Below are 22,436 nucleotides of genomic sequence, written 5' to 3'. Positions count from 1 at the left end.
ACTGAACGTCAGTCTACACCTACTCGCACAGCTATCGTGCGATTCGTTGGAAACCGTTTCAGTCGTTACTATCGAAACGGAACTCGACGGGTACGTGTTCGGGCGACTTTGACTACGTCCGACTCGGGCAATGTAAGTACGGCTGGTCCTAACTCCCGCTATCCGTGTCGTCCGACAGTCAGACCTCCGACGTGAGACCTCGCTCGCTGATCGCTCGGTTCGGCTTTCGACACCTGCTCGCGGCGACGCTCGCACTCGTTGCGGGGACGATTCTCCTCGGGATCGCTGCGAAGGCGACGGGTTCGGGACTCGCCTGCCAGCAGAACTGGCCGCAGTGCGATGCCGGGCCGTACAACCTGCTGCCGGCGAACCTGCCCAGTTTCTACGAGTGGTTCCACCGGTTCGTCGCCATGTTCGCCGGATTCGCCATCATCGGCTCCGCGATTGCTGCCTGGCGCAGCCCGACTGTCGACCGCCGAGTCGCAGCACTGGTCGTTCTCGGGATGGTTCTTACGCCGGTCCAGGTCTACCTCGGTCGGGCGACCGTCACCCAGTATACGATGGACATCCTCTCCCTGCACTTCTGGACCGCAATCCTGATCTTTACGATGTTCGTCGTCGCGACGACGCTCGTCTGGAAGAACTCACTGTCTACAACCCACGTCCGCGGCGCACTCGGCATCGGGTTGCTCGCCCTCCCGGCACACGTCGCTCTGAGTCCGACCGATCTCGGGATGGTGACCGAGTACACGCCGACGATGCAACTCCTCCAGTACGGCGTGACGCTGACGCTGATCGCCGCAAGCATCGTCGCTACCATGACCGGGCGCTGGCGATACGATGACCGCACGCTAGTCGGACTGCTCACCGGAACGACCGTCCTCGCACTCGCCGTCGCCTACCTCGGTCGCCGCGCAGTCATGACGTACAGCCCAGTGCTCGATCAGCTCTACGTCGTCCTCGCGACCGCGCTGTTGCTCGCGTTCGCCGCAGGGATCTACCGCAGTGGGCAGTAGTCCGCTCCTGTCGCCGTCACCGCGGCACTATCGCCGTTCGACGTCGCCCCTCTCTTATAAATAACTTCGATACCTAACGGAACCCTTCTTGTAAGCCCATGTGAATGTGTGCATGCGAATAATTTAGTAATGAGTCTCATCGCAACCGTCGCCGTCCCCGCAACGGCGTTCCCACTCGGATCGCTTCTCGACACTGCGTCCGCCCCCGAGGCGACGGTTTCTATCGAAACGGCGATTCCGACCGGTGACGGTCTCATCCCCTATCTCTGGGTCCCCGCCGCTATCGCCGACACCGTCGTCGCCACGCTCGAGACGCGGTCAGTCGTCACCGACGTCTCCGTCCTCGACGAGTTCAGCGAGACGGTCCTCGTGGAAATCGAGTGGGCCGACGGCAGCAACGGGATTCTGGCCTCGATCCGAGAGAGCGATGCGCTGGTGACGGATGCCGTCGGCACCGCAGATCGCTGGACGTTCCGACTCTGGTTCCCGTCCTACGATGCGCTCTCGCAGTTCTACAGGGGGTGTGTCGACTGCGAGATCCCGATCGAACTCCTCCGACTCCACGAGGCCGTCGGCCCGGCCGACGACGACGACCGGTTCGGGCTGACCCAGCCACAGCGTGCCCTCATCGTGGCCGCCTACGAGGCGGGCTACTTCGACGTGCCACGCGAGACGACGCTCGTCGAACTCGGTGCCGAACTCGGAATTTCCGACTCGGCGGTTTCACAGCGGCTTCGGCGCGGGCTCTCGACGCTCATCGGGTCGACGCTCGCTATCGAACCACACCAATCGACGCAGTCTCAGTCCTGCCAGCAATCGAGTGTCGACCCGACGCTGCGCACTGCCCGGCCGCTGGATGACGGGTCCGGGTATCGATATGACGAGACAGCGCCGTCCGCCGACAGTGACGGAACCCACGATGGCAGCCAAACCGAACCCGAACCGACTACGGATCGACCCGAAAGCCGAAACGGGACGGACTGAACGCGACTACGGGCAAACTGAACGCCGGCTGCAGGGCCGGAGACGCCGGTCACGGCAAGCCGAAACCACAATCGCGGCCGTTATGGGACTCAGGCCCCTTCCTCGATCCGTGCAAACCGTCACCGACAGGACGAGTAACCCGTTCGGACTCAGACCACCATTCGACCGCACCGGCGCAGACGACCGAACGGCCGTCTTCGGCTACGGTGACGCCAACGCCGATTTCCACGTTATCGGCGACTATCCCGGCGTCCACGGCGGGAAACGAACCGGCGTCCCGTTCACCGAAACCGAGGCCGGCCTCGCAATTCAGACCGCCCTCCGCGACGTCGACCGTGATTTCGCGACGGGGCCACGGGAGCAGCCTGAACTCGACAACTGCTACTGGAGCTATCTGCACATGTGCTGTGTACCGGATGGTCACCGGCCGACCGAACAGGAATACGCGGATCTCGAGCGATACTTCGATGCCGAATTACGGGCGATCAATGCGCACATCCTGCTGCCGGTCGGCGAACGAGCGACCGATCACGTCCTTCGGGAGTACACGACACAGCGCCGGCGCGTCGATCTCGATATGCCGGCGCTTCACGCCAGCGACCTCCGCGGTCGCGGATTCATGGTCATTCCGATCAGGAACCCCAGGGAGTGGGAGGACGGCGATCAGGCGGCGCTCGTGGACAAACTGACCGCCGTTCTCGAGAGCGACTACCGGCAGACGAAAGGCGTCGCGACGCGGGTCGGATAGGCCGTTAGCGGCCGAAATGCTTTCTGATCGTCGCCCGCAGCGGCAATCCGAGTCCGCCGACGACCGGCAGCACGACGAAGGTGACGAGTTCAACCGGTAGCGTCGCGGAATCAGTCGCTCCGAGAGCGAAGCCACAGAGCGGGGCCAGGACGGGCAGGACGTACAGGTACGAGGGCGTCCAGCCCGGCCCGCGCCTCGTGTGGCCGACGATAACGGTGAACAGGAACGGCATCAGCACCGCGCCGGCGAGCAGTGGGCCGCCGACGAGCGTCGTCGAGACGGCGAGTGCGATCGAGAGCAGGATCGTCTCGTCGATCGACACCGGGTCCCAGGACTCCTCGCGCCAGCCGAGACGCACGGCCAGCAGCGCGAGGAGCACGACGCCGACGAGGCCGGTCAATGCGGCGTACCACTGCACCGGTTCGACCGGCGGCGCGACGAGTTCGGATCTGACGATGAACTCGGTCCCGGTGTCGATGCCGTAGCGACCGCTCGTGATGGCCGTCCAGAGGCCGTTCGGATCGAGGCCGATAGCGAGCAGGTCTGCCCGGAGCGTCCTGAGTGCGGTTCGGTTGCCGAGCGCGAAGTCGCCGAGCCCGAGCGCGTAGATGAGCACGGAGAGCCAGAGCAGCGTGAGCCCGAACCGTTGGCGACGCCACCAACGGGCGACGGCGTTGTTTCGAAGCCGCCGGAATCGGGTCGTCGCTTGCGCGTCAGCGTTCGAGCCCGTGCCCGCGTCCGTTCCCGTCTTGGCGTCTGTTCGGGCGGTTTCTGAACGGGTCTCGGTCCCAGTCCCTGAGGACGAGGACCGACGCCGCTTCCGGCGCTGGTTCGCCCCCGTCCCAGTCCCGGTCCCAGTCGACGCCGAACTCGTCGTTCCACCTGACGACTGACGGGTTCCGGTACTTGACCCGCCTGTCTTTGAGCCCGTACTCCCCCCAGTTCGCGATGCGCTCGCCCCCGCGTTCTGCGTCGTATTCGAACGCGACGACCCCGAACTCGAACCGGTACTCGACCCTGACGACCGTGCTGAACTCGCTGCGTTCGACGAACTCGCCTGCGACCGCGATGTCGACCGACTCGAGTTCGAGGAACGACCGGTCGAGCGGCCAGTCGTGCTCGAGGAGCCAGTGGACGACGAACGAGTGCTCGAACTCGACGTAGCGCCGGACCGCGAACTGGTATCAGAACTGCGGTTGCTCGTCGTCCGGTTACTGCGTCGGGTGCCATCGCTGCTACTCGCCCCCGTTTTCGTCTTCGTTCGCTGCGTTCGGTTTTGCTTCGATCCCGTGTTCGTCCGCGACGAGCCACTCCTCGTTTTACCGCTCGAGTTCGCGCTTGGTGCAGTCGCTGAACTCGTGTCGTCGGCATCGGTATCAGTATCAGTATCGGCCCAGATATCGGGCGAGGGAATGCCGCTCGTCCGCTTTGCGACGTAATCCTTGTGTCCGAGCCGGTCGTAGGCCTGGCGCTCGACCGGGTCGCTGAGGATTTCGTAGGCTTTCTTGACGGCGACGAACTGCGCCTGCGCGCGATCGTCGTCGTTCAGATCCGGGTGATAGACGCGGACCTGCTCGCGGTAGGCCTCCTTGAGTTCATCCTGGGAGGCATCGGCAGAGAGTTCGAGAAGGTCGTAGAAATCCTCAGTCATAAACGATCGAGAGCGTACTGTCTAGAGTGGCGTTATTCGTGAACTGTTATAATATCAGTGTTCTCGTTGTTCGCTTTTTCTTACCAATAGTGTGTTGTTTCAAACATATGCTGGAACGATGCCGAACTACAGGAAGTCGCTCAAAAGGGTCTGGCCTCCGGGTACAGACGCGTCTGCGGGAGACTCACTGCTATCGGATGGGTTGGCTTCGTCCTGCGGACCGGTTTCGTGATGCATATCAGTCGTCTCAGCAACCGCTTCGGGTTCCGATTTCCGCGCTGATTTCGACGGGGATGGTGACGGTGTCTCGTCGGCTTGTCCGTCGTCGTCACCATCATCACTATCATCACTATCGTCACCGTCGTCCACCGCAGGACGGTCCCGGTCAGCGGAGGCGACAGCACCCTCCCACCCGTCGAGACTCGTCTGATCAGCCGTCGCGAACTCGAGATTGGCCACGCGAACGCCGAGTTTCCGGACGGGTTCCGTATCGAACTCGGTGAAGAGTTCGCGCGCGATCCGGTCGACGAGTTCGGGGTCGTCGACGGGCCCGGGGAGCGACCGGGCCCTGGTGTTGACATCGAACGGCGGGAGGACGGCCTTGACGCCGACGGTTCTGTACAGCGCGCCCTCCCGTTGCGCGCGGTCGGCGACGGCTGCGGCGAGGGTTTCGATCTGTTCGTATTTCGGGTCCGGATCGGAGACGGGATCGGCGAAGGCCGATTCGCGGGAGAAACTCTTCGGATCGCCCTTCGGTTCGACGCGGCGGTCGTCCTCGCCGCGCGCGCGGTCGTACAGTTCGCGGCCGCGTTCGCCGAAGCGGTCGACGAGCGGGTCGGGGTCCGCTTCAGCGACGTCGGCGGCCGTTTCGAGTCCCATCGCTCGGAGTTCACGCGCCGTGACGGGACCGACGCCGTGAAGCAACTCGACGTCGAGCGGGGCCAGAAACTCCCGGACCTCGCCGGGCTGGACGACGGTCAACCCGTCGGGTTTGTCGAAGTCGCTTGCGATCTTGGCGGCGCTCATCGTCGGCGCGACGCCGATGCTAACGTCGATGCCGACCTCGCGTCGAATGCGATCCTTGATGTGGCGAGCGAAGCCGTCCGCGACCCCCCAGGCGGTTCGCTCCGTCACGTCAAGGTAGGCCTCGTCGATGCTCACCTCGCGGACGGTCTCCGCGCAGTCGTGGAGGATCGTTCGCACGTCGGCGGCGACGGACTCGTAGTAGTCCATGTCGACGGGGCGGTAGTAGCCGGTCTCCTCGCGTTCGAGTTCGGGATCGTGGTCGTCCGCCTCGGGATCGAGTGCGGCGCGGCGCGGCAGGTGCTCGAGCGCCGTCGAGATCGCCTGTGCGCTTTCGACGCCGAACTCGCGGGCCTCGTAGCTCGCCGTCGCGACGGCCCCGACCGTCTCGCCGGGTTCGTACCCCATCCCGACGACGACGGGCGACTCCTGTAACTCGGGCTCGCGCAGGCGCTCGCAAGAGGCGTAGAAACAGTCGGCGTCGACGTGGAGAACGATGCGGTCGGTCGTCTCCGCGGCCTCGACGCCGGGCAGTTGCGGCCCGTCAGACATTCGTGTATTCGTGTAGAGGTAGGTGCGGGGAGTTGTGAACGTTGCGTCCGCCGCTGGCTTTCGTCGATCGGGTCCGGCTCAGTTGTAGCCACGCCAGCGGTGTCCGCACTCGGTACACTTGAAGAATCGCGTCGGCGGCTCGTCGGCTGAGGCCGTCTGCTTCAGCGTGTACCAGGCTTCCTGATTCCCGCACTCGTCGCAGACGATGTCCGTCGCCTTCGGCTTGCCCTCGAAATTCGCGTTCGCGTCGGACTCGATGACGTCGTCGTCGGTCTGGGATTCGGTCGTGACGAACTCGTCTTCGCGCTCGCGGTCCCGCTCGCTCGTCGCACCACAGTTCGCACAGACCATGCGATCGCCGTCCGCCTTCATCATCGAGCCGCAATCGTCGCAAAACTGCATACCGTCGCGTACGAACGCGCACGGCAAAAGCCCCTCGCCTCCCCGCAGTCCGTCACTCGGCGTTTCGATCAGCCGACCCGTATTCTGGCACCCGCTCCCGACGGGGCGGCACGCGAAAGCATGACCGCACCGTCGAGTTCACGATCCGCGAGTGCGTTCTCGGCCGCAGTCACCGCCTCGTCGGCGTGCTCGCGGTCGGTGACGCCGTAGACGACCGGTCCCCACGAGGACTGGCCGACGCCGGAAAGCACCGGACAGCCCTCGAGTTCTTCGACGAGTTCGCCGGCGGGCGGGCGGAAGACGCCGCCCTGGGCATCGGCGTACCACGCACCGTTCTTGTGACCGATCTCGCGGACGGCTTCGCCGAAGGCTTCGAGTCGGCCGGCGGCGGCCGCGGGCAGTAGTTTCCGGGTGACGACGCCGGCGAGTTCGTCCGCGATCGCGGGGTCGGCGCGTTCGACGACGGCGCGCATGCTGGCGTCCTCGTCCTCGCCGCTGCGGCCGGGTTCGGCGTCGGGAACGACGACGAGAAAGCGCCAGTCGTCGGGCAGGTCGTGGCGGGCGACGACCGGGGGAACGGTCCAGTCGCCCTCCGCCGGCGGGGCCGTTGTAAACCGGTTCGTCGGGTGGCCGGCGTCGACGACGAAGCCGCCGTTTTCGAAGGTTGCGACGCCGACGCCGCTGCGACCACCGCGGCCCATGGCGGGTGCGCGGGAACGGATTTGTGGGTCGTGATCGTGATCGTGGTCAGGGTCGTGATCGTGATCGTGAACTCGAGCCGTCGCCGCGAGGATCGAGAGGGCAAGTTGCGTGCCGCTGCCGAGGCCGACGTGACGGGGGAGTTGCTCGTCGACAGTCAGCGAAACGCCGGGAACGCCGAGGATATCGACGGCGCGGCTCGCGTACCGCCGAACGAGCGGATCGTCGGCAACGACGTCGGTGGCGCGGGTGGCGACGACGGTGACGCGGGGTTCCGCGAGGCCGATACCGATACCGCCGTAGAGGCGCTCGCGGGCGAGCGAAAGATTCTGAAAGCCGACGTGGAGTCGAGCGCCGGCGCTGACGGTCACCCTGTCCGTGCCCGCCGCTGACGACGAGGGCGCTGGCGTGGTGGCCGGGTCGCTCGAGTGCTGCATGGAAGTCGTGTCCGTTGTATGGGTGGTTCCGGCAAGGGGGTTTCGACGCTGGCAACGCCTGACGACAGTTCGAAGCGACGAGAGAGACCGGAGACGGGCGCGGCTGCCGTCGAGCGTTCTGTGGCCGTAAACAACGCCCAGCGATCTCACTGCCGGTGAGTCGGACCTCGAGAGAAGGACTCGCAGATCAGTCGGATCCGCGGCAAACGCGGTCGCTATCGTTTCGGCGATCCATACTCGACGTGAACGGTCGGCGTATTCGGCGATTCGGACGCCGGAACGCCGTTCCAATCCACGACGTGGATGTTCGCCATCTCGCCGGCGAACCGGAACCGCTGGACGCCAACGTCGATCGTTCCCTCGGCGACCTTTTCGGAGACGATTGTCGCCTCCGCGACCGGGTCGTCCGCGAGCATCTCGATCTCGCCGTCGACGGCGATCTCGAACGTCGAGGGGACGCCGCGTCCCACGATCGTGACGAGGTTCGGAAGCTGTTCGGCTGATTGTACGCTCGTATCCTGTGATACCGGATCGTCGCGTGCCATGCTTCGATGAGCTAAACGCCGGGATATAAGCTTTCTTCCTCCGGAATCGATCAAAATCCGTGACCATCAGGCGTAGACGACTTCTTTCGTCCGATCCGCCGCTTCGCCGTCCGGCGATCCATGCACTCACCGCTGGAAGGAACGTCCGAGAAACGGTGACTTATGGTTCCCTGCCACAAGGTCCGAGCATGAGCAGCGACGAGTTCGACTACGGCAAAGACGAGCGCCTTCGGAGCCGCGAGGTCACCGATGGTCCTGACAAGGCACCCCACCGCGCGATGGTTCGCGTGATGGGTTTCGACGACGAGGATCTCTCCTCGCCGATGATCGGTGTTCCGAACCCGGCGCGGACATCACGCCGTGTAACGTCCACTTAGACGACGTCGCCGAGTCGGCCATCGACGCTGCCGACGACGACGGCGGCATGCCCATCGAGTTTGGCACGATCACGATCTCGGACGCGATTTCGATGGGGACCGAGGGGATGAAAGCGTCGCTCATCTCGCGGGAACTCATCGCCGACAGCGTCGAACTCGTCACGTTCGGCGAGCGCATCGACAGGCTCGTCACCGTCGCGGGCTGCGACAAGAACCTGCCCGGAATGATGATGACGATGATGATGATGATGATGATGATGGCCGCGATCCGGACGGATCTCCCCTCCGTCTTTCTCTACGGCGGGTCGATCATGCCGGGCCAGCACGATGGGCGGGATGTGACCGTCGTCAACCTCTTCGAGGGGGTCGGCACCTACGCCGCCGGCGAGATGGACGCCGATGAACTCGACGGCCTCGAACGCGAGGCCTGCCCCGGCGCGGGCTCGTGCAGCGGGATGTACACCGCGAACACGATGGCTTCCCTCTCGGAGGCGCTCGGCCTCGTACCCCTGGGAAGCGCGTCCCCGCCCGCCGAGGACGAGGAGCGCTACGAGGTCGCCCGTCGCGCGGGTGAACTCGCCGTCGAAGTCGTCGAAGAAGACCGCCGTCCCTCCGATATTCTCACGCGCGAGTCCTTCGAAAACGCTATCGCGCTCCAGACCGCCGTCGGCGGCTCCACGAACGGCGTCCTCCACCTGCTCGCGCTCGCCCGCGAAGCCGGCGTCGACCTCGACATGGAGGACTTCGACGACATCTCGTGCCGGACGCCGAAGATCGCCGACCTCGCCCCCGGCGGCGACCGCGTGATGAACGACCTCCACGAGATCGGCGGCGTGCCGATCGTCATCCGTCGCCTGCTTGAGGCCGACCTGTTCCACGGCGACGCGATGACCGTGACCGGGCGGACCGTCGCGGAGGAACTGGACCGACTCGACCTGTCGACCGACGACGACGTTTCCGCGGACTTCCTCTACCCAGTCGACGACCCCAAGGAAGCGGAGGGCGCAATCAAAATCCTCTCGGGCAACCTCGCCCCCGACGGCGCGGTGCTCAAGGTCACCGACGACGACGAGTTCTACCACCAGGGGCCGGCCCGGATCTTCGAGGACGAGGAGGCTGCCATGGACTATGTCCAGGAAGGTCACATCGAGAGCGGCGACGTGATCGTCATCCGCAACGAGGGACCCAGGGGCGGTCCCGGCATGCGCGAGATGCTCGGCGTCGAACGGAGCGGTGACGAACCCGGGGCTTAAATCAGACCTAGACGAAGCGTAAGCACCGTCTACCGGCCGCTCCCCCTTCTATTTCCTGCACGAGATTTTCCCCGAACTATCACCGAAGGACGAGTAGATGTACAAGTACTGTCTCGAGTGTGACTGGCAGTTCGATACGGCAGGCGGCCACACCGAGGCCGAGGTTTCGAAACGCGCAATCGAGCACTTCGTCGAAACGGGACACACTGTCGATTCGATGCGGTTGCCGCCGCCGGTCGTGCGCAGAAATTGATCGGCTCTTACGGTTGCACGCACTGCGGCCACGGCTACGTGCACCCTCCTGACTCGGGTGCACGCTACCCAGTCACCGACCGACGTGAGGCACGAGACGCAACGAACGGTCGGACAACCGCTTGCCGTTTACCGCTTACCCGCGACGGTCGAGAATTCGCTCAATAATCAGCCGCGTCGAGAGCAGTTCATCCTCGTGGGCGGGGTCGCGCCCGCTCGCGCGTTCGACCGTACAGTCGATCTCCCGTCGGTCGAGTTCAGCCTGGATCGCCGCCGGATCGTGGTGTTGGTCGTGGCCGAGGACGATAACGTCCGGGTCGATCCGTTCGATCGGGACGAAGATGTCTTCTTCGTGCCCGAGGAGGGCCTCGTCGACGGGTTCGAGTGCGTCGACAACATCGCGTCGCTGGGCCGCCGAGCAGATCGGCGCTTCCTTGTGATCGACGTTTGCCTTGCGGGCGACGATCACGTACAGTTCCTCACCCATCGCGGCGGCCTCCTCGAGATAGTGGACGTGACCCGGATGGAGAATATCGAAGGTGCCCTGAGCGATGACCGTTCGAGAACTCGACGCTGGGTTCGAGCGGCCGTTTCTGTCGGCGTCCCCGCTCATGTTCGTTTCTCCATTCGTATCGTACCCCTGTTCGCGTCTGCGTCCGTATCCGATCGTGAATGTGCTCGCCGCTCGTCCGACTGAGATGCTGAGTCTGTCATACGTCCGTAGCTTGCTCGGCTCGTTGCCGTTTGTCGTGCGTGGTCTGTCGCGGTCGTCCGCCGTCGTTTCGTCGGTGCTCGTCGCCTTCAGCCATCGGCCGTCACCGGAGTTCCTCGTCGATATCCGCCTGCGTGAAATCGAAGAAATCCTCGGTCTCGGGCAGGTCGACGTCGATCACGTTCAGGGTCGTTCGCTTCCCCTGCGAGTCGAACGCCTTCCAGTCGTGTTGGCGGTACGGTGCGCCGATAATGATGTGGACGCTGCCGCGACCGAAGGTCTGTAGATCTGCACTGCTCGGGCTGATAACGCCGTTCGGGTGGGAGTGAACGCTTCCGAGTGCCTTCACGTCGTTCGGAATTTGGCTCGTCTTGACCGTCGCGCTCACGCTGTTGGATTCGGTCCCCGGCACCACGAGAACGTCCGTGATGACGAGTCCGTCCTGCTCCAATCCCAGTCGCTCCGCCTCGGTTCCTCGCAGGAATCCCATATACTCGTTCGGGTGGGACGCCTCCGAAGACTCCATGGCGAACTCGAGGGTTTCCTCGGCAATACCGAGGATCTCGTTCGAGCGAAACAGCGCGTCGAGCAGCCCCATATCACCTCTTGCGGCCTTGCGGTTGCTAAACGTTCCGATGCAGTGGCCTCTCGATTCCAGTACGGCCCGTTCTCACACCAACACGCGAAGATTGTCCGGCAGTCACTCGCCGCCGTTGTTACTATTCGCTACAACCAATAGACCGATAGAACCGATGAACGCCGTCTTCTGCGGCCATGCGGGCAGTCCGAGGCTGTCGTCGCTGCTTGACAAGGGTTATACGCGGCCATCACTAACCCGACATTCAAGATGACACGTGAGGCCGCCGGGGTCCCCGGCGACGACGGCGGGGATTCCGTCGTCTACGATCTCGATGCTGATTGTACCGCAGACGATGTCGAACGAAACCAGCCCTATCTCGCCGAAATCAACGGCATTGTCGACTACGGCGTCTTCGTCGATCTCTCCGAAAGCGTCTCCGGACTCGTCCACGAGTCCGTTCTCGAAGGCACCTACGCCGTCGGCGACGAACTCGTCGTCGAACTCGAAACCGTCCGGGATAACGGCGATATTGCTTTCGAACCCGCCGACATCGATGTCGAGAGTGACGAGTATACCGTCGAAGGTATCTCTCACGACTACACGCTGACCGGAACCAACCGCCTCGAGAGTTCGATCGGCGAACAGATCCACGTCGAGGGCGAGGTCGTGCAGGTCAAACAGACCGGCGGCCCGACCATTTTCCACATCACCGACGAGTTCGGCGTCGTCCCCTGTGCGGCATTCGAAGAGGCCGGCGTTCGCGCGTATCCGCAGGTCGAGGTCGGCGACGTAGTCCGCGTTACAGGGACGCCCGAACACCGCGAGGGATCGGTCCAGATCGAAGTCGACGGGCTCTCGAAACTCGAGGGAGAAATCGCCGAGGAAGCCCGCGAGCGACTCGATACCGCACTCGAAGAGCGCGCCGAACCACACGATGTCGACTCGCTGATCGACTGGCCCGCGTTCGAAAAGCTGCGACCGAACCTAGAGGAGGTCGCGACGTTGCTTCGCCGGACGGTACTTGAGGGCCGCCCGATCCGCGTGCGCCATCACGCAGACGGCGACGGGATGTGCGCTGCCGTTCCCGTTCAGATCGCACTCGAGCGGTTCATCGCCGACGTTCACGAGGACGAAAACGCGCCCCAGCACCTCATCAAGCGTCTGCCCGCGAAGGCCCCATTCTACGAGATGGAAGACGCCACGCGGGACTTGAACTTCGCGCTCGAAGACCGCGAGAAACACGGCCAGCAGCTCCCGCTGCTCCTGATGCTCGATAACGGCTCGACGGCCGAGGACGTGCCGGCCTACGAGGCGCTGACCCACTACGACATTCCGATCGTCGCGATCGATCACCACCACCCCGATCCCGACGCCGTCGGCGACCTCCTCGACGCCCACGTCAACCCCTACCTCCATGACGAGGACTACCGGATCACCACGGGCATGCTCTGTGTCGAACTCGCCCGGATGATCTACCCGGACATCACGGACGAACTCCGCCACGTCCCCGCCGTCGCCGGTCTCTCGGACCGTTCGAAAGCCGACGCGATGGACGACTACATCGAACTCGCTGCCGACGAAGGCTACGACGAGGATCGGCTGCAAGACGTCAGCGAAGCCCTCGACTACGCCGCCTTCTGGCTGCGCTATAACTCCGGCGACCAACTGATCCAGGACCTGCTCCAGATCGACAGCGACGACGAGGAACACCACCGCGAACTCATCTCGTTCTTCGCCAACCGCGCCCGCGAAGAAGTCGACGAACAACTCGACGCCGCCATGTCCCACCTCGAACACGAGGACCTGGACAACGGTGCTCACCTCTACCGGATCGACGTCGAAAACTACGCCCACCGCTTTACCTACCCCGCACCGGGTAAGACCACCGGCGAAATTCACGACCGCAAGATCGAGGAAACCGGCGATCCCGTCATCACGGTCGGCTACGGCCCCGACTTCGCCGTCCTGCGCTCGGACGGCGTCCGCCTCGACATCCCGCAGATGGTCTCCGAACTCGAAGACGAAGTACCGGGCGGCGGCGTCTCCGGCGGCGGCCACCTCGTCGTCGGCTCGATCAAGTTCGTCAAAGGCAAACGCGAGGACGTCATCGACGCGCTGGTCGAGAAGATGGAAGAAGCAGAGATCGACGAGGCGCTCTCGAGTGCAGCGCCGATCGACGACGACTAACCCCGGTCATCCGGCGGTCCGATTTCCTGCGGCTTATCGTTCACGAACTCGTCCCAGAATAGCGGCCGTAAAACGCGAATTTCTCTCTTTCTCTCAGTCCGATCCGTGACGGGGCGTGAACCCGCAGTCTACGCACTCGAAGGAGTCGTAGCTGACCGCGAGTTCACCGGCGCAGGATGGACAGCGGTACGTCGTGTCGGTATCGCGTTGGGTGATTGCCATGGTTGGAGTCGAGTGATCAGCACCAATAAGCGCACCTATTATGGAGACTGAAGTCTTCAGTGACATTAAAACACATACGTCATTCGGTATCGAGCGGAATGTCGGACGGTCCCACTGGCGGATCGAGTTCGCAAGCCAGGAAGCGCCGAGTCTCTAGAACTGGTATCGTCGCTCGTCGTCCATCGTCGGATACTGGTCCGCGCCGGTCATCTCGTCGAAGGTCATCCCCGAGAGGTACTCGTCGTACGTGACGTCGAAACCCGACCGCAGGTGGAAATCGAGCGATCCGGTCTCGACGCTCGACTGAAAGAGCATGTGGATCGCGCGCCGAACGAGTTCGTCCGTTTCGTCGGGTTCGAGCGCCGTTTCGAGCATCGCGAGTTCGTTTCGGGTTTCGCGGTCGAGCGAGACGGTGAGGTCGTCGTCGAACGCGCTGTAGGAGTCTTGCATTGCCGCCGAGAGGTCGTCGAGGCTCATAGGGGGTGGAGGTGTGCCCGCTGGAAAATCTTTTCGTGGTGTCGTCGGCAGCGAGTCGGCGGGTGGCCGCGTTACGAACTCGGATCGGCGTTCGCTCGCTCGCCGAGTCGGCGCGTTGCAGCATCGTGAACGCGTTCGAGCACGACGGGGTTGTCGCTCGGCCGGCCGACGCTCACCGCGTCGGCCCCGTACTCGGCGTACTCACGAACGGTTTCGTCGTCGCGGACGCCGTTGTTGGCGACGACGAACAGGTCCGTCGCGGCGGTGATGTCGGCGATGACCGACTCGGTGTCCATCGCGTCGACGTGGACGAATGCGGCCCCTGCGCGTTCGAGTTCACGAGCGAGCGCCGGCAGTTCGACACCGGGAACCTCCGCGCGGACTTTCGCGCCGACGGTGGCACCGGTAGCTGCGGCCGCCTCGACGTAGCCGGCCAGGCGCTCGCGGTCGGCCAGCAACGTCTCTCCGCAGCCGACGGCGCAGAGTTCGTCCTGTCTGCAGTGGGCGTTGATCTCGAGGAAGGCGTCGTGGCCGTCGCAGATGCGAGCCGCCTCGACGATCGGACCCGGCGTCGTACTGCGGACGTTAAACGCGGGCTGGATCGGCGCGTCCGCCAGGGCCTCGAGTTCGCGGTCGATGAAGGCGAGCGGATCGTCCGGGATGAACTCGGTGCGGTCGCGGGCGACGAGTTCTCGCGCCGCTGCTCTGGCGTCTGCGTCGAGGGCGATGCCGCCGAGGAACGCGGCCCCGGCGTATTCGGAGCCAGCGCGTGCCCAGTCGGCGTTCGATTCGCCGCTGAGGCTGGCGAGTGCGAGCGGAGGCGTGAACATCGTGACTCAACTGACGATGTCGATCGCTTCGGCGACCGCACGGATAACTCGTCTGGCATCCGCCTGGGAGTCGATTCGGATGTCCGTCTGAATCGTCGGGCGGTCGAACTCGGCGTCGTCGTCCGTGTCGATCACGTACGCGTCGGCGAACGGATAGGCGGTCGCGAGTCCGGACGTGCTCGGCTCCGCGTTGACCGCCTGCATCAACTCGCCGGCCGGCCCGGAGAAGGCGTCGTCGCCGAGGAACGGGGAGACGACGACGACCGTCGTCTGGGCGAGCGCGTCCGCAAACCCGGGCAGCGCGAGCATCGGCCCGATACTCGTCACCGGATTCGACGGGCCGATCACGACGATATCATCGAGCGCGTCGAGCACGCCCGGCGCTGGCTCCGCCGTGGACGAGCCGCGGAACTCGACGGTGTCGACGGACGGCTCGCCCCGACGACCGACCCAGTACTCCTGGAAGTGCATCATTCCCTCCGGCGTGTGGATAAGACTCGCGACGGGATCGTCGCTCATCGGCAGGAGGTCGACATCGAGTCCGAACGCGTCGGCGAGTCGTGCGGTCGCCTCGCTCAGCCCGTGGCCCTGATCGAGCAGGCTCGTCCGCGTGATGTGGACCGCCCGGTCCCGGTCGCCGATCGTCATGAACTCGGCGACCCCGGAAAAGCGCCGCCAGTTCGCGAGTTCACGGCCGGCGGTCTGTCTCTCCGTCGGAAGGTACTGCGGTCCCTCGGGAAGGTCGGCGGCCGAGGCGATGTCCATCAGCGCCGAATTGGTTCGATGCGTGTCGTCGTCGATGCCCCACCATCGCTCCCGATCGAGGATCCCGCCGCCCTGAAAGAGCAATGTATCGACGTCCGGCGAGACGAACAGTCCGCCGAGTTCGATGTCGTCGCCCGTGTTGGCGACGATCGTCGTCTCCTCCGGTGAGAACGCGACGCCGGCACCGTCTAACAATTTCGGCGTTCCGGTGCCCCCGGAGAGGAAGGTAACCATATCCCAGACTCTCGCCTGTGAGTACTTAATCACTTGTGGCCACGGCCGTGGTACCATTGCTCACGGACCGTACCGACAAGGCGGCGAAGACGGCTATCGATTCCAGGGCGCTTCGTCAGGATCGACCACCCGCTCACCGCGATCGAGTTCACTGATCTCGCTGAACTCGTCCTCGCCGAGATCGATCTCGCGCGCCGCGTAGTTCTCGCGGATGTGGTCGCCGGTCGCTTTTGGGATCGGGACGACGTCGTCGCGCTGGCAGTGCCAGGCGAGTGCGATCTGGATCGGATCGGAATCGTGGGCGGCCGCGATCTCCTGGAGCGTCTCGCTCTCGGCGAGTTCGCCGCGGGCGATCGGGCAGTATGCGACCGTCTGTATCTCTCGTTCCCGAGCGAGGGAGACGAGTTCGTCCTGCTGGAGCCACGGGTGGAGTTCGATCTGGTGGGCGAGAAGCGGCGACTCGAGGGTGTCGACGGCTTCGCGGAGGAGATCCGGGGTGAAGTTGCTCACGCCGACGTGGCGGGTCAGCCCCTGCGTTCGGGCCTCGTCGAACGCGGGGAGGGTATCCGCCGGGTCGTAAGCCCCGGTCGGCCAGTGAACGTACAGCAGGTCGACGGTCTCGACGCCGAGACGGTCGAGGCTCTCGCGGGTCGTCTCGAGAACGTCCTCGCCGGCCAGGTTCGAGGGGTGGACCTTCGTCGCGAGGAAGATCTCGTCGCGGTCGACATCGGCTTGTTCGAGAGCGCGACCGACGGCCCGTTCGTTGTCGTACATCTGGGCAGTGTCGACGTGCCGGTAGCCCGTTTCGAGTGCCGTGACGACAGCGTCAGTACAGCTCTCGCCGTCGTGGCCGGACGTGCCGAACCCCGGCTGTGGAAGTTGTATGTGAATGGACACGTTCGACTGTACGCCGAGGTCGTACTCGGGCGTGGGGGAACCGGCAAATGGGAACGAAAACAGAAATGGAAACGAGAACGGGAACGGGAGCGAAAACGAGAACGAGAACGAGAACGGACGTCAGTCGCCGATCCAGTCCGCGAAACTACCCTCGAGCAGCGTCTCGCGTTGCCGGTCGACGTACCGCCGTTGCATCGTTTCGATCGCCGTCTCGAGATCCGCACCCTCTGCCACCGCCGCGCGAACCTGCTCGCGTTTCCACCGGGCCGGCGTCACCTGCTGACGGACGCGCCGGCGCAGCGGATAAAGGTACTTCGCTGCCTGCTCGTCGGTCAGTCCGCGGGTTGTCAGGCCGTCCTCGGCGTGTGCGAGCAGGTCGTCGTAGAGCGCCAGCGTGTCCGTCGTCTCCTTGCCGTCGTTCGTGATCCAGACCAGGTCGGCATCGAGTCCGTCGCGCATCGCGGCGTAGAAGTTCTCCCGGGCAGTCTGCCAGTCGAGTTCGTGGACGGGGTGCTCGAGTTGGACCAGACTCTCGAGCAGGCCGGCAAAGGCGGCCAGGAAAGAAATGGAGTCCCGAACCGTCGGCTGAGCGGGGATCGGTCTGAACTCGATACGCGCGTTCGCGGCCGAGCGCGTTGGGCCGCCGAAGACGGGGCGCACCCACCGCCAGTAGGTGCCGTGCTTGCGCCGGAAGTGGGGGAACTGGTCGTCGAAGCGCTCGCCGGCCTCGACGGGCATCGGCACCATCGTGTCGTCGCTTGCGACGCGGTCGATCGCCTCGTCGACCGACTCGAGATCATGCGGGAATCGCACCTTCCCCTCGCCCGTGTTCGGGTCGTTCAACACGGTCTCGAAGACGCTGATGCGGTGTTCCATCCAGCCGTCGTCGAGGATGTCCGCGGCGGTCGTCCCGTCGTCGTAGAGATCCGCGGGGAAAAACGGCGAGTTCACGCCGAGCGCGAGCAGCGGGCCGGCGGTCCGGACGGCGTAGTTGAAGTACGCGGGGAGGTCGGGCGCGTGGGGCACCTGGTAGTGGGGCTGGATCGACGTGATGAGGCTCTCGGGCATGACCGTATCGGCCTGCAGCGAGACGTGCGGCGCGTCGATGCGCATGCCGGCCGCGTCGGCTCGATCCGTGTTGGCCATCGCGTGGTAGCGCGCGGAGTCGCTCATGTTCGTCGCCGCACGGATCGACTGTGCGTTGCCGTCCGCACTATCGACGGTGCGTTCGACGCTGTCGGTGAGGTACGTCGTCGCATCCTCGCCCTCCGGCGGAATCGTCCAGAGTCCGTCGCTGACCAGCCGCATCCGGTCGGACTTGGTCACCTTCAACGCCGTCTGCAAGCGCGCTTTGACCTCGGACTCCTGAGCGGCGAGTCCGTGGACGTTCAACGGCTGTGGACTGGTCGTCATCTCGGCGTTGTGGAGTCCGAGTTCTTTCTCGAAGCCGATGAGTTCGAGCAGGCGACGGGGCACCCGCCGCAGCGCGCAGTCGTCATCCTTGATCGCGTAGAACTCGTACTCGAGGCCGACGATCGCCTGGGGGTTGTCGAAGACGCCGTCCTCGACTTCCTCTTTGATCACCTCGGCGTCGGCTTCGGCTCGCTCGCGAAAGCCGTCGGCTTCGACCGACAACACGTCCGCGACCCGCGCCGCGAGGTCCGCTGTTGGCATACCTCCCTGTGCGAGCGCGACCGGTTTAAAGGTCGTCCTCGAACCCGCGCGGTTGGGTTACTGTCAATCGCCGATTCCACCTGCTCTTAGTGAGTTCAGTTGCACAGTCGCTTCTATCCACCAATGGGCGATAATAAAAGTGTGCGTTAGAGATTAAAATATTATGTCTATATTTGAGTTGATGACCGTCAAGTAACTATGAAATAGCCCCTATATATCATATATAAATTAAAGATATAGTTATTATTATATCATATACCTTTCTCAGCCCCAATAGTATATTACCATTAGACACAACTAGTAGAAAGGTTTAACACTCATATTGTATAACTATAATATGGCTATGAAACAGCCAAATAAGGAGGGTGACACCTCTTATCACAGCAGACGAAGCGTGCTGGGAAGCGTTGCCGCAGCTAGTGGTACAGCAGCTATCACTAGTATTGGGACTGTCGCCGCTGATGGTCCAAATAAGTTTATTGGAAAAACATATGATCCAGTTACTGATAAGGAACAAGGTAACGCAACTGCAGTTTTAGACTTTGCCCCAGACGGTCTTAAAGGAACTCTTTCTGCTGCAGGTTTTGATATTGACCTAGGTGTAGATGAGCCATTATCAGATCACGGTAATAATAGTAATTCCAGTATGTATACATTCATGAAGAACACGGATGAATATTCTGTTAACTATAATGGGAAGAATCTCCCATTACATGGTAGACTTGATGTTATTGGTAGCCAAATCACCGGAACATTGAAACGGCCATCTGCAGAGTATGGCCCACTAGCCTTTTCGCTCAGCCCTATTTCAGATGGTATTACTGCAGAGGATATTGGAAGAGCACTAAAACCAGACAGACGGCGAGAAATCGTCACTGGTTTTTCTGAAGTATCTCTTCCAAAGAAGGGGATACCAACGAGCAATAGTGTCCGAAATATGTATACTTCTAGGAAAGTAGAAGACAACAGAAATATAGGTGATAATACCGGCTTGAGTTCTGAAATTGAGCCATCCGATGATGATGAATATGACGTAGGAGCTATTGTGAGGAATCTTTCTCCTGAATCATCAGATTACCATTTTTACCCTTCTCGGTGTGATAAAGATTCTAGAACAATCAACTGGGAATGTCAATATGCAACATTTGGAACACGGCGATATGACTCGGATGGGGAATTGATGACAAGTGAACATGAGATAGCATTTAGTAACGATAAACGCTGGCATATGCAATTATATTTTGAGGATCCACCGGATCCCCATGTTGAACCCTGTGATCAAGACGAAGGTATCCCATTTCAGACAAATATTGAGTTCTGGGCTGGGCACTCGGACGAGTCAGATCTTAATGATGTAGAATTTCGCCATCCTAGGCCAAAAGATTCTGATGATGATAATGGGACGAACTCGGAATTTCTTGGAACTGTACTAAACATTGTCGGCGTTGTAGGTGGGAAGTGGGGTCAGATCGGAAGCACAATTGTGGGATATGCCTTATTAAACGGATCTGGTAGTTCTGGGCCATCTGTCTCAGATACGGGTACTGGTGAGAAACAAGAGTTCTACTGGGATCTCCCACTTGATGATTATGCAGCAGACAATACTGGAAACAAATATTTCCCAGCTCACCCGGATGATGCCGCTGGCGCTAATATAACTGTCGATAACAAAGCTGGGCACGGACATTATATTGATGTTCGAACTCGCGCACGGTTCGAATGGCTTCACCTAGAATATTACGATGCGAAATGTCCTTGTGAACATTCCGGAACTTTTGCAAAACGAACAACGACAGACTTGATTGACAGAACGGGATCGTATAAATCAGTAGAAGTATAAAAACACAACCAATTTCATTTTATAATAATATTTCTAGAAATGATTGGGAGATAGTCCAATCTCGGCAGTCAACGATGATCGCATCATCGCTGACGGTTTCGACAGTCACCTGTATACGCTCGAACGCAAACTGGTCGCCGGCCAAGACGGTAACTCACAGGCGATCGCTCTCAGAACCGTTTTAGGCACCCCGGCGATAGACACCGCCGATGGAGTTCGCCACGTTCGCCGACCGTGTCGCCGCAATCGACGCCGAATCCGCGGACCTCGAGATCGTCGCCCACGTTCGCGACCTGTTTGCAGACGCCGGCGACGACCTTCCCGTCGTCGCTCGATTCGTCCAGGGCCGGGTCTTTCCCGCCTGGGACTCGACCACGCTCGATATCGGCCCGAACACGTGCTACGAGGCCATCGCCCGCGCGGCGGGGACGAACGTCGCCGCGGACGACGTGGAGGAGCGCCTCGCGGAACGCGGCGAAATCGGCGACGTGGCGGCGAGTTACGACTTCGGCGGCCAGCAGGGTCTGGGCGCGTTCACCGGTGGCGGTGGCGATAGCACCGGCAGCAACGGCGACGACAGCACCGGCAGCAGCGGCGGCGACCTCACCGTCCGCGAAGTCGACGACACGCTCACCGAACTCGCGGCCGCCGAGGGCGCGGGCAGCCAGGACCGAAAGATCGACCTCCTCTTCGGGCTGTTCAACCGCTGTTCGAGTTCGGAAGCGCGCTACCTCGCCCGCCTCGTGCTCTCGGAGATGCGCATCGGCGTCGGCGAGGGGACGGTCCGGGATGCAATCTCCGAAGCGTTCGAAGTCCCCGAGGACCGCGTCGAGCGCGCCCTGCAGGTTTCGAACGATTACGGACAGGTCGCGCAAGTTGCCCGCGATGAGGGCGTGTCGGGGCTCGACGGTATTGAACTCGAACTCGGCCGGCCGGTTCAGGCGATGCTCGCCCAGGCGGGGACCGTCACGGACGCCCTCGAGGAGTGGGACGAGGCCGGCGTCGAGTGGAAGTACGACGGGGCTCGCATCCAGTTACACCATGATCCGGGCGGCCAGACGCGCGTCTTCTCCCGGAACATGGAGGAAGTGACCGACGCGCTGCCGGAGGTCGTCGAGTTCGCCGCGGAAACGCTCGACGAGTCGGTCATCCTGGACGGCGAAGTGGTTGCGATCGACGAGGATGATACCCCGCTGCCGTTTCAGGAGGTGCTCAAGCGCTTCCGGCGCAAGCACGACGTGGCGAAGGCTCGCGAGGACGTGTCGGTCCGTCCGGTCTTCTTCGATTGTCTCCACGCTGGGGGCGAGGACCTGCTCGAAGCGCCGCTGACGAGCAGACACGAGCGTCTCGAGTCGGTGCTCGCCGCTGGGCCGGGTCAGAATCAGTACCAGAACCAGGACCGGGATCAGGACCAGAACCAGGACCAAGATCCCGCCGAAGTCGACGGCCTCTCGCTGCTGTGGCTCACCGACGATCCGGACGAGATCGAGGCCATCGACGCCGACGCGCTCGAGGCGGGCCACGAGGGCATCATGCTCAAGAACCCCGACTCGGCGTACTCGCCGGGCCGGCGCGGAAAGAACTGGCGGAAACGCAAGCCCGACGTGGACACCCTCGACTGCGTCGTCACCGGCGCGGAGTGGGGCGAGGGTCGCCGGGCGACCTTCCTCGGCACGTTCGAACTCTCCGTACGCGACGGCGACGACCTCGAGACGGTCGGGAAAGTCGCAACCGGAATCACGGACGAGAAACTGGAAGAGCTGACCGAACTACTCGACCCCCACATCGCCGCCGAGGAGGGACAAAACGTTGAACTCGAACCCGCGGTCGTCTTCGAGGTCGGCTACGAGGAGATTCAGGCCTCGCCGACGTACTCGTCTGGCTATGCGCTTCGGTTCCCGCGATTTGTGGGCGTTCGGTACGACAAAGATCCCGAGGAAGCGGACACGCTCGAGCGCCTCCGGAACCTGCAGTAGGCCGTCAGGACACCGTCTCGAGCGGCCCGCGTTCGTCGTTTTCCGGGAGTTCAATTTTCCGAATAGTTTTCGGCGACTATCGAATATGCGTAACTGTCGCGTG

At 62.7% G+C, this 22,436-nt stretch carries 20 protein-coding genes and 1 pseudogene; 8 read left to right on the top strand and 13 right to left on the bottom strand.

Features of this window, described 5'->3' with window-relative positions; genetic code table 11:
- The first annotated feature begins 164 nt into the window (after window positions 1-164).
- The 3 genes from SM755_RS19240 to SM755_RS19230 all read left to right on the top strand — a co-directional run bounded on the left by SM755_RS19240 (window position 165) and on the right by SM755_RS19230 (window position 2,748).
- On the top strand, window positions 165-1,016 hold the full coding sequence (locus SM755_RS19240) for a COX15/CtaA family protein (RefSeq protein ID WP_323174057.1): 852 nt from the start codon (window positions 165-167) through the stop codon (window positions 1,014-1,016).
- A 129-nt stretch (window positions 1,017-1,145) separates the two neighbouring features.
- Window positions 1,146-2,000: a helix-turn-helix domain-containing protein gene (locus tag SM755_RS19235; protein ID WP_323174056.1), complete on the top strand. Its 855-nt coding sequence runs from the start codon at window positions 1,146-1,148 to the stop codon at window positions 1,998-2,000.
- Window positions 2,001-2,082: 82 nt separating this feature from the next.
- Window positions 2,083-2,748, top strand: coding sequence for a uracil-DNA glycosylase family protein (locus SM755_RS19230; protein ID WP_323174055.1), 666 nt, complete (start codon window positions 2,083-2,085; stop codon window positions 2,746-2,748).
- 4 nt (window positions 2,749-2,752) lie between these two features.
- Here SM755_RS19230 and SM755_RS19225 read toward each other — a convergent pair whose 3' ends face one another.
- From SM755_RS19225 to SM755_RS19205, 5 genes are all read right to left on the bottom strand, one after another.
- Window positions 2,753-4,399 carry a DnaJ domain-containing protein gene (locus tag SM755_RS19225; protein WP_323174054.1) on the bottom strand — a complete coding sequence of 549 codons (1,647 nt, stop codon included), beginning with the start codon at window positions 4,397-4,399 and terminating at the stop codon, window positions 2,753-2,755.
- Window positions 4,400-4,525: 126 nt separating this feature from the next.
- Window positions 4,526-5,974: a DNA polymerase IV gene (locus SM755_RS19220; protein ID WP_323174053.1), complete on the bottom strand. Its 1,449-nt coding sequence runs from the start codon at window positions 5,972-5,974 to the stop codon at window positions 4,526-4,528.
- A 78-nt stretch (window positions 5,975-6,052) separates the two neighbouring features.
- Window positions 6,053-6,376, bottom strand: coding sequence for a transcription factor S (locus SM755_RS19215; protein ID WP_323174052.1), 324 nt, complete (start codon window positions 6,374-6,376; stop codon window positions 6,053-6,055).
- A gap of 68 nt (window positions 6,377-6,444) precedes the next feature.
- Complete coding sequence (locus SM755_RS19210; protein ID WP_323174051.1) at window positions 6,445-7,512, bottom strand: beta-ribofuranosylaminobenzene 5'-phosphate synthase family protein; 1,068 nt, start codon at window positions 7,510-7,512, stop codon at window positions 6,445-6,447.
- A gap of 215 nt (window positions 7,513-7,727) precedes the next feature.
- Window positions 7,728-8,057, bottom strand: coding sequence for a hypothetical protein (locus SM755_RS19205; RefSeq protein WP_323174050.1), 330 nt, complete (start codon window positions 8,055-8,057; stop codon window positions 7,728-7,730).
- Between the two features lie 188 nt (window positions 8,058-8,245).
- On the opposite strand from SM755_RS19205, the pseudogene SM755_RS19200 reads away from it, so the two are divergent.
- A pseudogene (locus SM755_RS19200) lies at window positions 8,246-9,657 on the top strand (dihydroxy-acid dehydratase); the annotation flags it as partial.
- Between the two features lie 127 nt (window positions 9,658-9,784).
- Entirely contained in the window at window positions 9,785-9,940 is a 156-nt protein-coding gene (locus tag SM755_RS19195; protein WP_323174049.1) for a hypothetical protein, read from the top strand.
- 135 nt (window positions 9,941-10,075) lie between these two features.
- Here SM755_RS19195 and SM755_RS19190 read toward each other — a convergent pair whose 3' ends face one another.
- Window positions 10,076-10,552, bottom strand: a complete 477-nt coding sequence (locus tag SM755_RS19190; RefSeq protein ID WP_323174048.1) for an adenylyltransferase/cytidyltransferase family protein — start codon at window positions 10,550-10,552, stop codon at window positions 10,076-10,078.
- Between the two features lie 202 nt (window positions 10,553-10,754).
- Entirely contained in the window at window positions 10,755-11,249 is a 495-nt protein-coding gene (locus tag SM755_RS19185) for a Mov34/MPN/PAD-1 family protein (RefSeq protein ID WP_323174047.1), read from the bottom strand.
- Between the two features lie 249 nt (window positions 11,250-11,498).
- Here SM755_RS19185 and SM755_RS19180 point away from each other — a divergent pair, with 249 nt between their 5' ends.
- Window positions 11,499-13,418, top strand: a complete 1,920-nt coding sequence (locus SM755_RS19180; RefSeq protein ID WP_323174046.1) for an OB-fold nucleic acid binding domain-containing protein — start codon at window positions 11,499-11,501, stop codon at window positions 13,416-13,418.
- A 93-nt stretch (window positions 13,419-13,511) separates the two neighbouring features.
- On the opposite strand, the gene SM755_RS19175 is transcribed toward SM755_RS19180, so the two are convergent.
- The 6 genes from SM755_RS19175 to SM755_RS19150 all read right to left on the bottom strand — a co-directional run bounded on the left by SM755_RS19175 (window position 13,512) and on the right by SM755_RS19150 (window position 18,517).
- Window positions 13,512-13,640 (bottom strand): hypothetical protein, encoded by a 129-nt coding sequence (locus SM755_RS19175; RefSeq protein WP_006666354.1) that lies wholly within the window; start codon window positions 13,638-13,640, stop codon window positions 13,512-13,514.
- 153 nt (window positions 13,641-13,793) lie between these two features.
- The gene (locus SM755_RS19170) at window positions 13,794-14,117 is read right to left on the bottom strand and encodes a hypothetical protein (RefSeq protein WP_006666355.1); all 324 of its coding nucleotides are present in this window, start codon (window positions 14,115-14,117) and stop codon (window positions 13,794-13,796) included.
- A gap of 71 nt (window positions 14,118-14,188) precedes the next feature.
- On the bottom strand, window positions 14,189-14,947 hold the full coding sequence (locus SM755_RS19165) for a tRNA-dihydrouridine synthase (protein WP_323174045.1): 759 nt from the start codon (window positions 14,945-14,947) through the stop codon (window positions 14,189-14,191).
- Window positions 14,948-14,953: 6 nt separating this feature from the next.
- On the bottom strand, window positions 14,954-15,946 hold the full coding sequence (gene cofD / locus SM755_RS19160; protein WP_323174044.1) for a 2-phospho-L-lactate transferase: 993 nt from the start codon (window positions 15,944-15,946) through the stop codon (window positions 14,954-14,956).
- Window positions 15,947-16,039: 93 nt separating this feature from the next.
- Window positions 16,040-16,843, bottom strand: coding sequence for an aldo/keto reductase (locus SM755_RS19155; protein ID WP_323174043.1), 804 nt, complete (start codon window positions 16,841-16,843; stop codon window positions 16,040-16,042).
- Window positions 16,844-16,963: 120 nt separating this feature from the next.
- Window positions 16,964-18,517, bottom strand: coding sequence for a hypothetical protein (locus SM755_RS19150; RefSeq protein WP_323174042.1), 1,554 nt, complete (start codon window positions 18,515-18,517; stop codon window positions 16,964-16,966).
- Window positions 18,518-18,860: 343 nt separating this feature from the next.
- On the opposite strand from SM755_RS19150, the gene SM755_RS19145 reads away from it, so the two are divergent.
- Window positions 18,861-20,357: a hypothetical protein gene (locus tag SM755_RS19145; RefSeq protein WP_323174041.1), complete on the top strand. Its 1,497-nt coding sequence runs from the start codon at window positions 18,861-18,863 to the stop codon at window positions 20,355-20,357.
- A 209-nt stretch (window positions 20,358-20,566) separates the two neighbouring features.
- The gene (ligA, locus tag SM755_RS19140) at window positions 20,567-22,333 is read left to right on the top strand and encodes an ATP-dependent DNA ligase LigA (RefSeq protein WP_323174040.1); all 1,767 of its coding nucleotides are present in this window, start codon (window positions 20,567-20,569) and stop codon (window positions 22,331-22,333) included.
- The last annotated feature ends 103 nt before the right edge of the window (window positions 22,334-22,436 follow it).

This window comes from Natrialba sp. PRR66 (genome assembly GCF_034808065.1).
Lineage (GTDB): Archaea > Halobacteriota > Halobacteria > Halobacteriales > Natrialbaceae > Natrialba > Natrialba aegyptia.
Note: the sequence above shows the minus strand (reverse complement) of the source record. Positions and strands in the feature narration are given on the sequence as shown.

Bases quoted from the DNA above. Each gene is read 5' to 3' on its own strand.
- SM755_RS19235 (WP_323174056.1), top strand. From the start codon at position 1,146: ATGAGTCTCATCGCAACCGTCGCCGTCCCCGCAACGGCGTTCCCACTC.
- SM755_RS19230 (WP_323174055.1), top strand. From the start codon at position 2,083: ATGGGACTCAGGCCCCTTCCTCGATCCGTGCAAACCGTCACCGACAGG.
- SM755_RS19225 (WP_323174054.1), bottom strand. From the start codon at position 4,399: ATGACTGAGGATTTCTACGACCTTCTCGAACTCTCTGCCGATGCCTCC.
- SM755_RS19220 (WP_323174053.1), bottom strand. From the start codon at position 5,974: ATGTCTGACGGGCCGCAACTGCCCGGCGTCGAGGCCGCGGAGACGACC.
- SM755_RS19215 (WP_323174052.1), bottom strand. From the start codon at position 6,376: ATGCAGTTTTGCGACGATTGCGGCTCGATGATGAAGGCGGACGGCGAT.
- SM755_RS19210 (WP_323174051.1), bottom strand. From the start codon at position 7,512: ATGCAGCACTCGAGCGACCCGGCCACCACGCCAGCGCCCTCGTCGTCA.
- SM755_RS19205 (WP_323174050.1), bottom strand. From the start codon at position 8,057: ATGGCACGCGACGATCCGGTATCACAGGATACGAGCGTACAATCAGCC.
- SM755_RS19195 (WP_323174049.1), top strand. From the start codon at position 9,785: ATGTACAAGTACTGTCTCGAGTGTGACTGGCAGTTCGATACGGCAGGC.
- SM755_RS19190 (WP_323174048.1), bottom strand. From the start codon at position 10,552: ATGAGCGGGGACGCCGACAGAAACGGCCGCTCGAACCCAGCGTCGAGT.
- SM755_RS19185 (WP_323174047.1), bottom strand. From the start codon at position 11,249: ATGGGGCTGCTCGACGCGCTGTTTCGCTCGAACGAGATCCTCGGTATT.
- SM755_RS19180 (WP_323174046.1), top strand. From the start codon at position 11,499: ATGACACGTGAGGCCGCCGGGGTCCCCGGCGACGACGGCGGGGATTCC.
- SM755_RS19175 (WP_006666354.1), bottom strand. From the start codon at position 13,640: ATGGCAATCACCCAACGCGATACCGACACGACGTACCGCTGTCCATCC.
- SM755_RS19170 (WP_006666355.1), bottom strand. From the start codon at position 14,117: ATGAGCCTCGACGACCTCTCGGCGGCAATGCAAGACTCCTACAGCGCG.
- SM755_RS19165 (WP_323174045.1), bottom strand. From the start codon at position 14,947: ATGTTCACGCCTCCGCTCGCACTCGCCAGCCTCAGCGGCGAATCGAAC.
- cofD (WP_323174044.1), bottom strand. From the start codon at position 15,946: ATGGTTACCTTCCTCTCCGGGGGCACCGGAACGCCGAAATTGTTAGAC.
- SM755_RS19150 (WP_323174042.1), bottom strand. From the start codon at position 18,517: ATGCCAACAGCGGACCTCGCGGCGCGGGTCGCGGACGTGTTGTCGGTC.
- SM755_RS19145 (WP_323174041.1), top strand. From the start codon at position 18,861: ATGAAACAGCCAAATAAGGAGGGTGACACCTCTTATCACAGCAGACGA.
- ligA (WP_323174040.1), top strand. From the start codon at position 20,567: ATGGAGTTCGCCACGTTCGCCGACCGTGTCGCCGCAATCGACGCCGAA.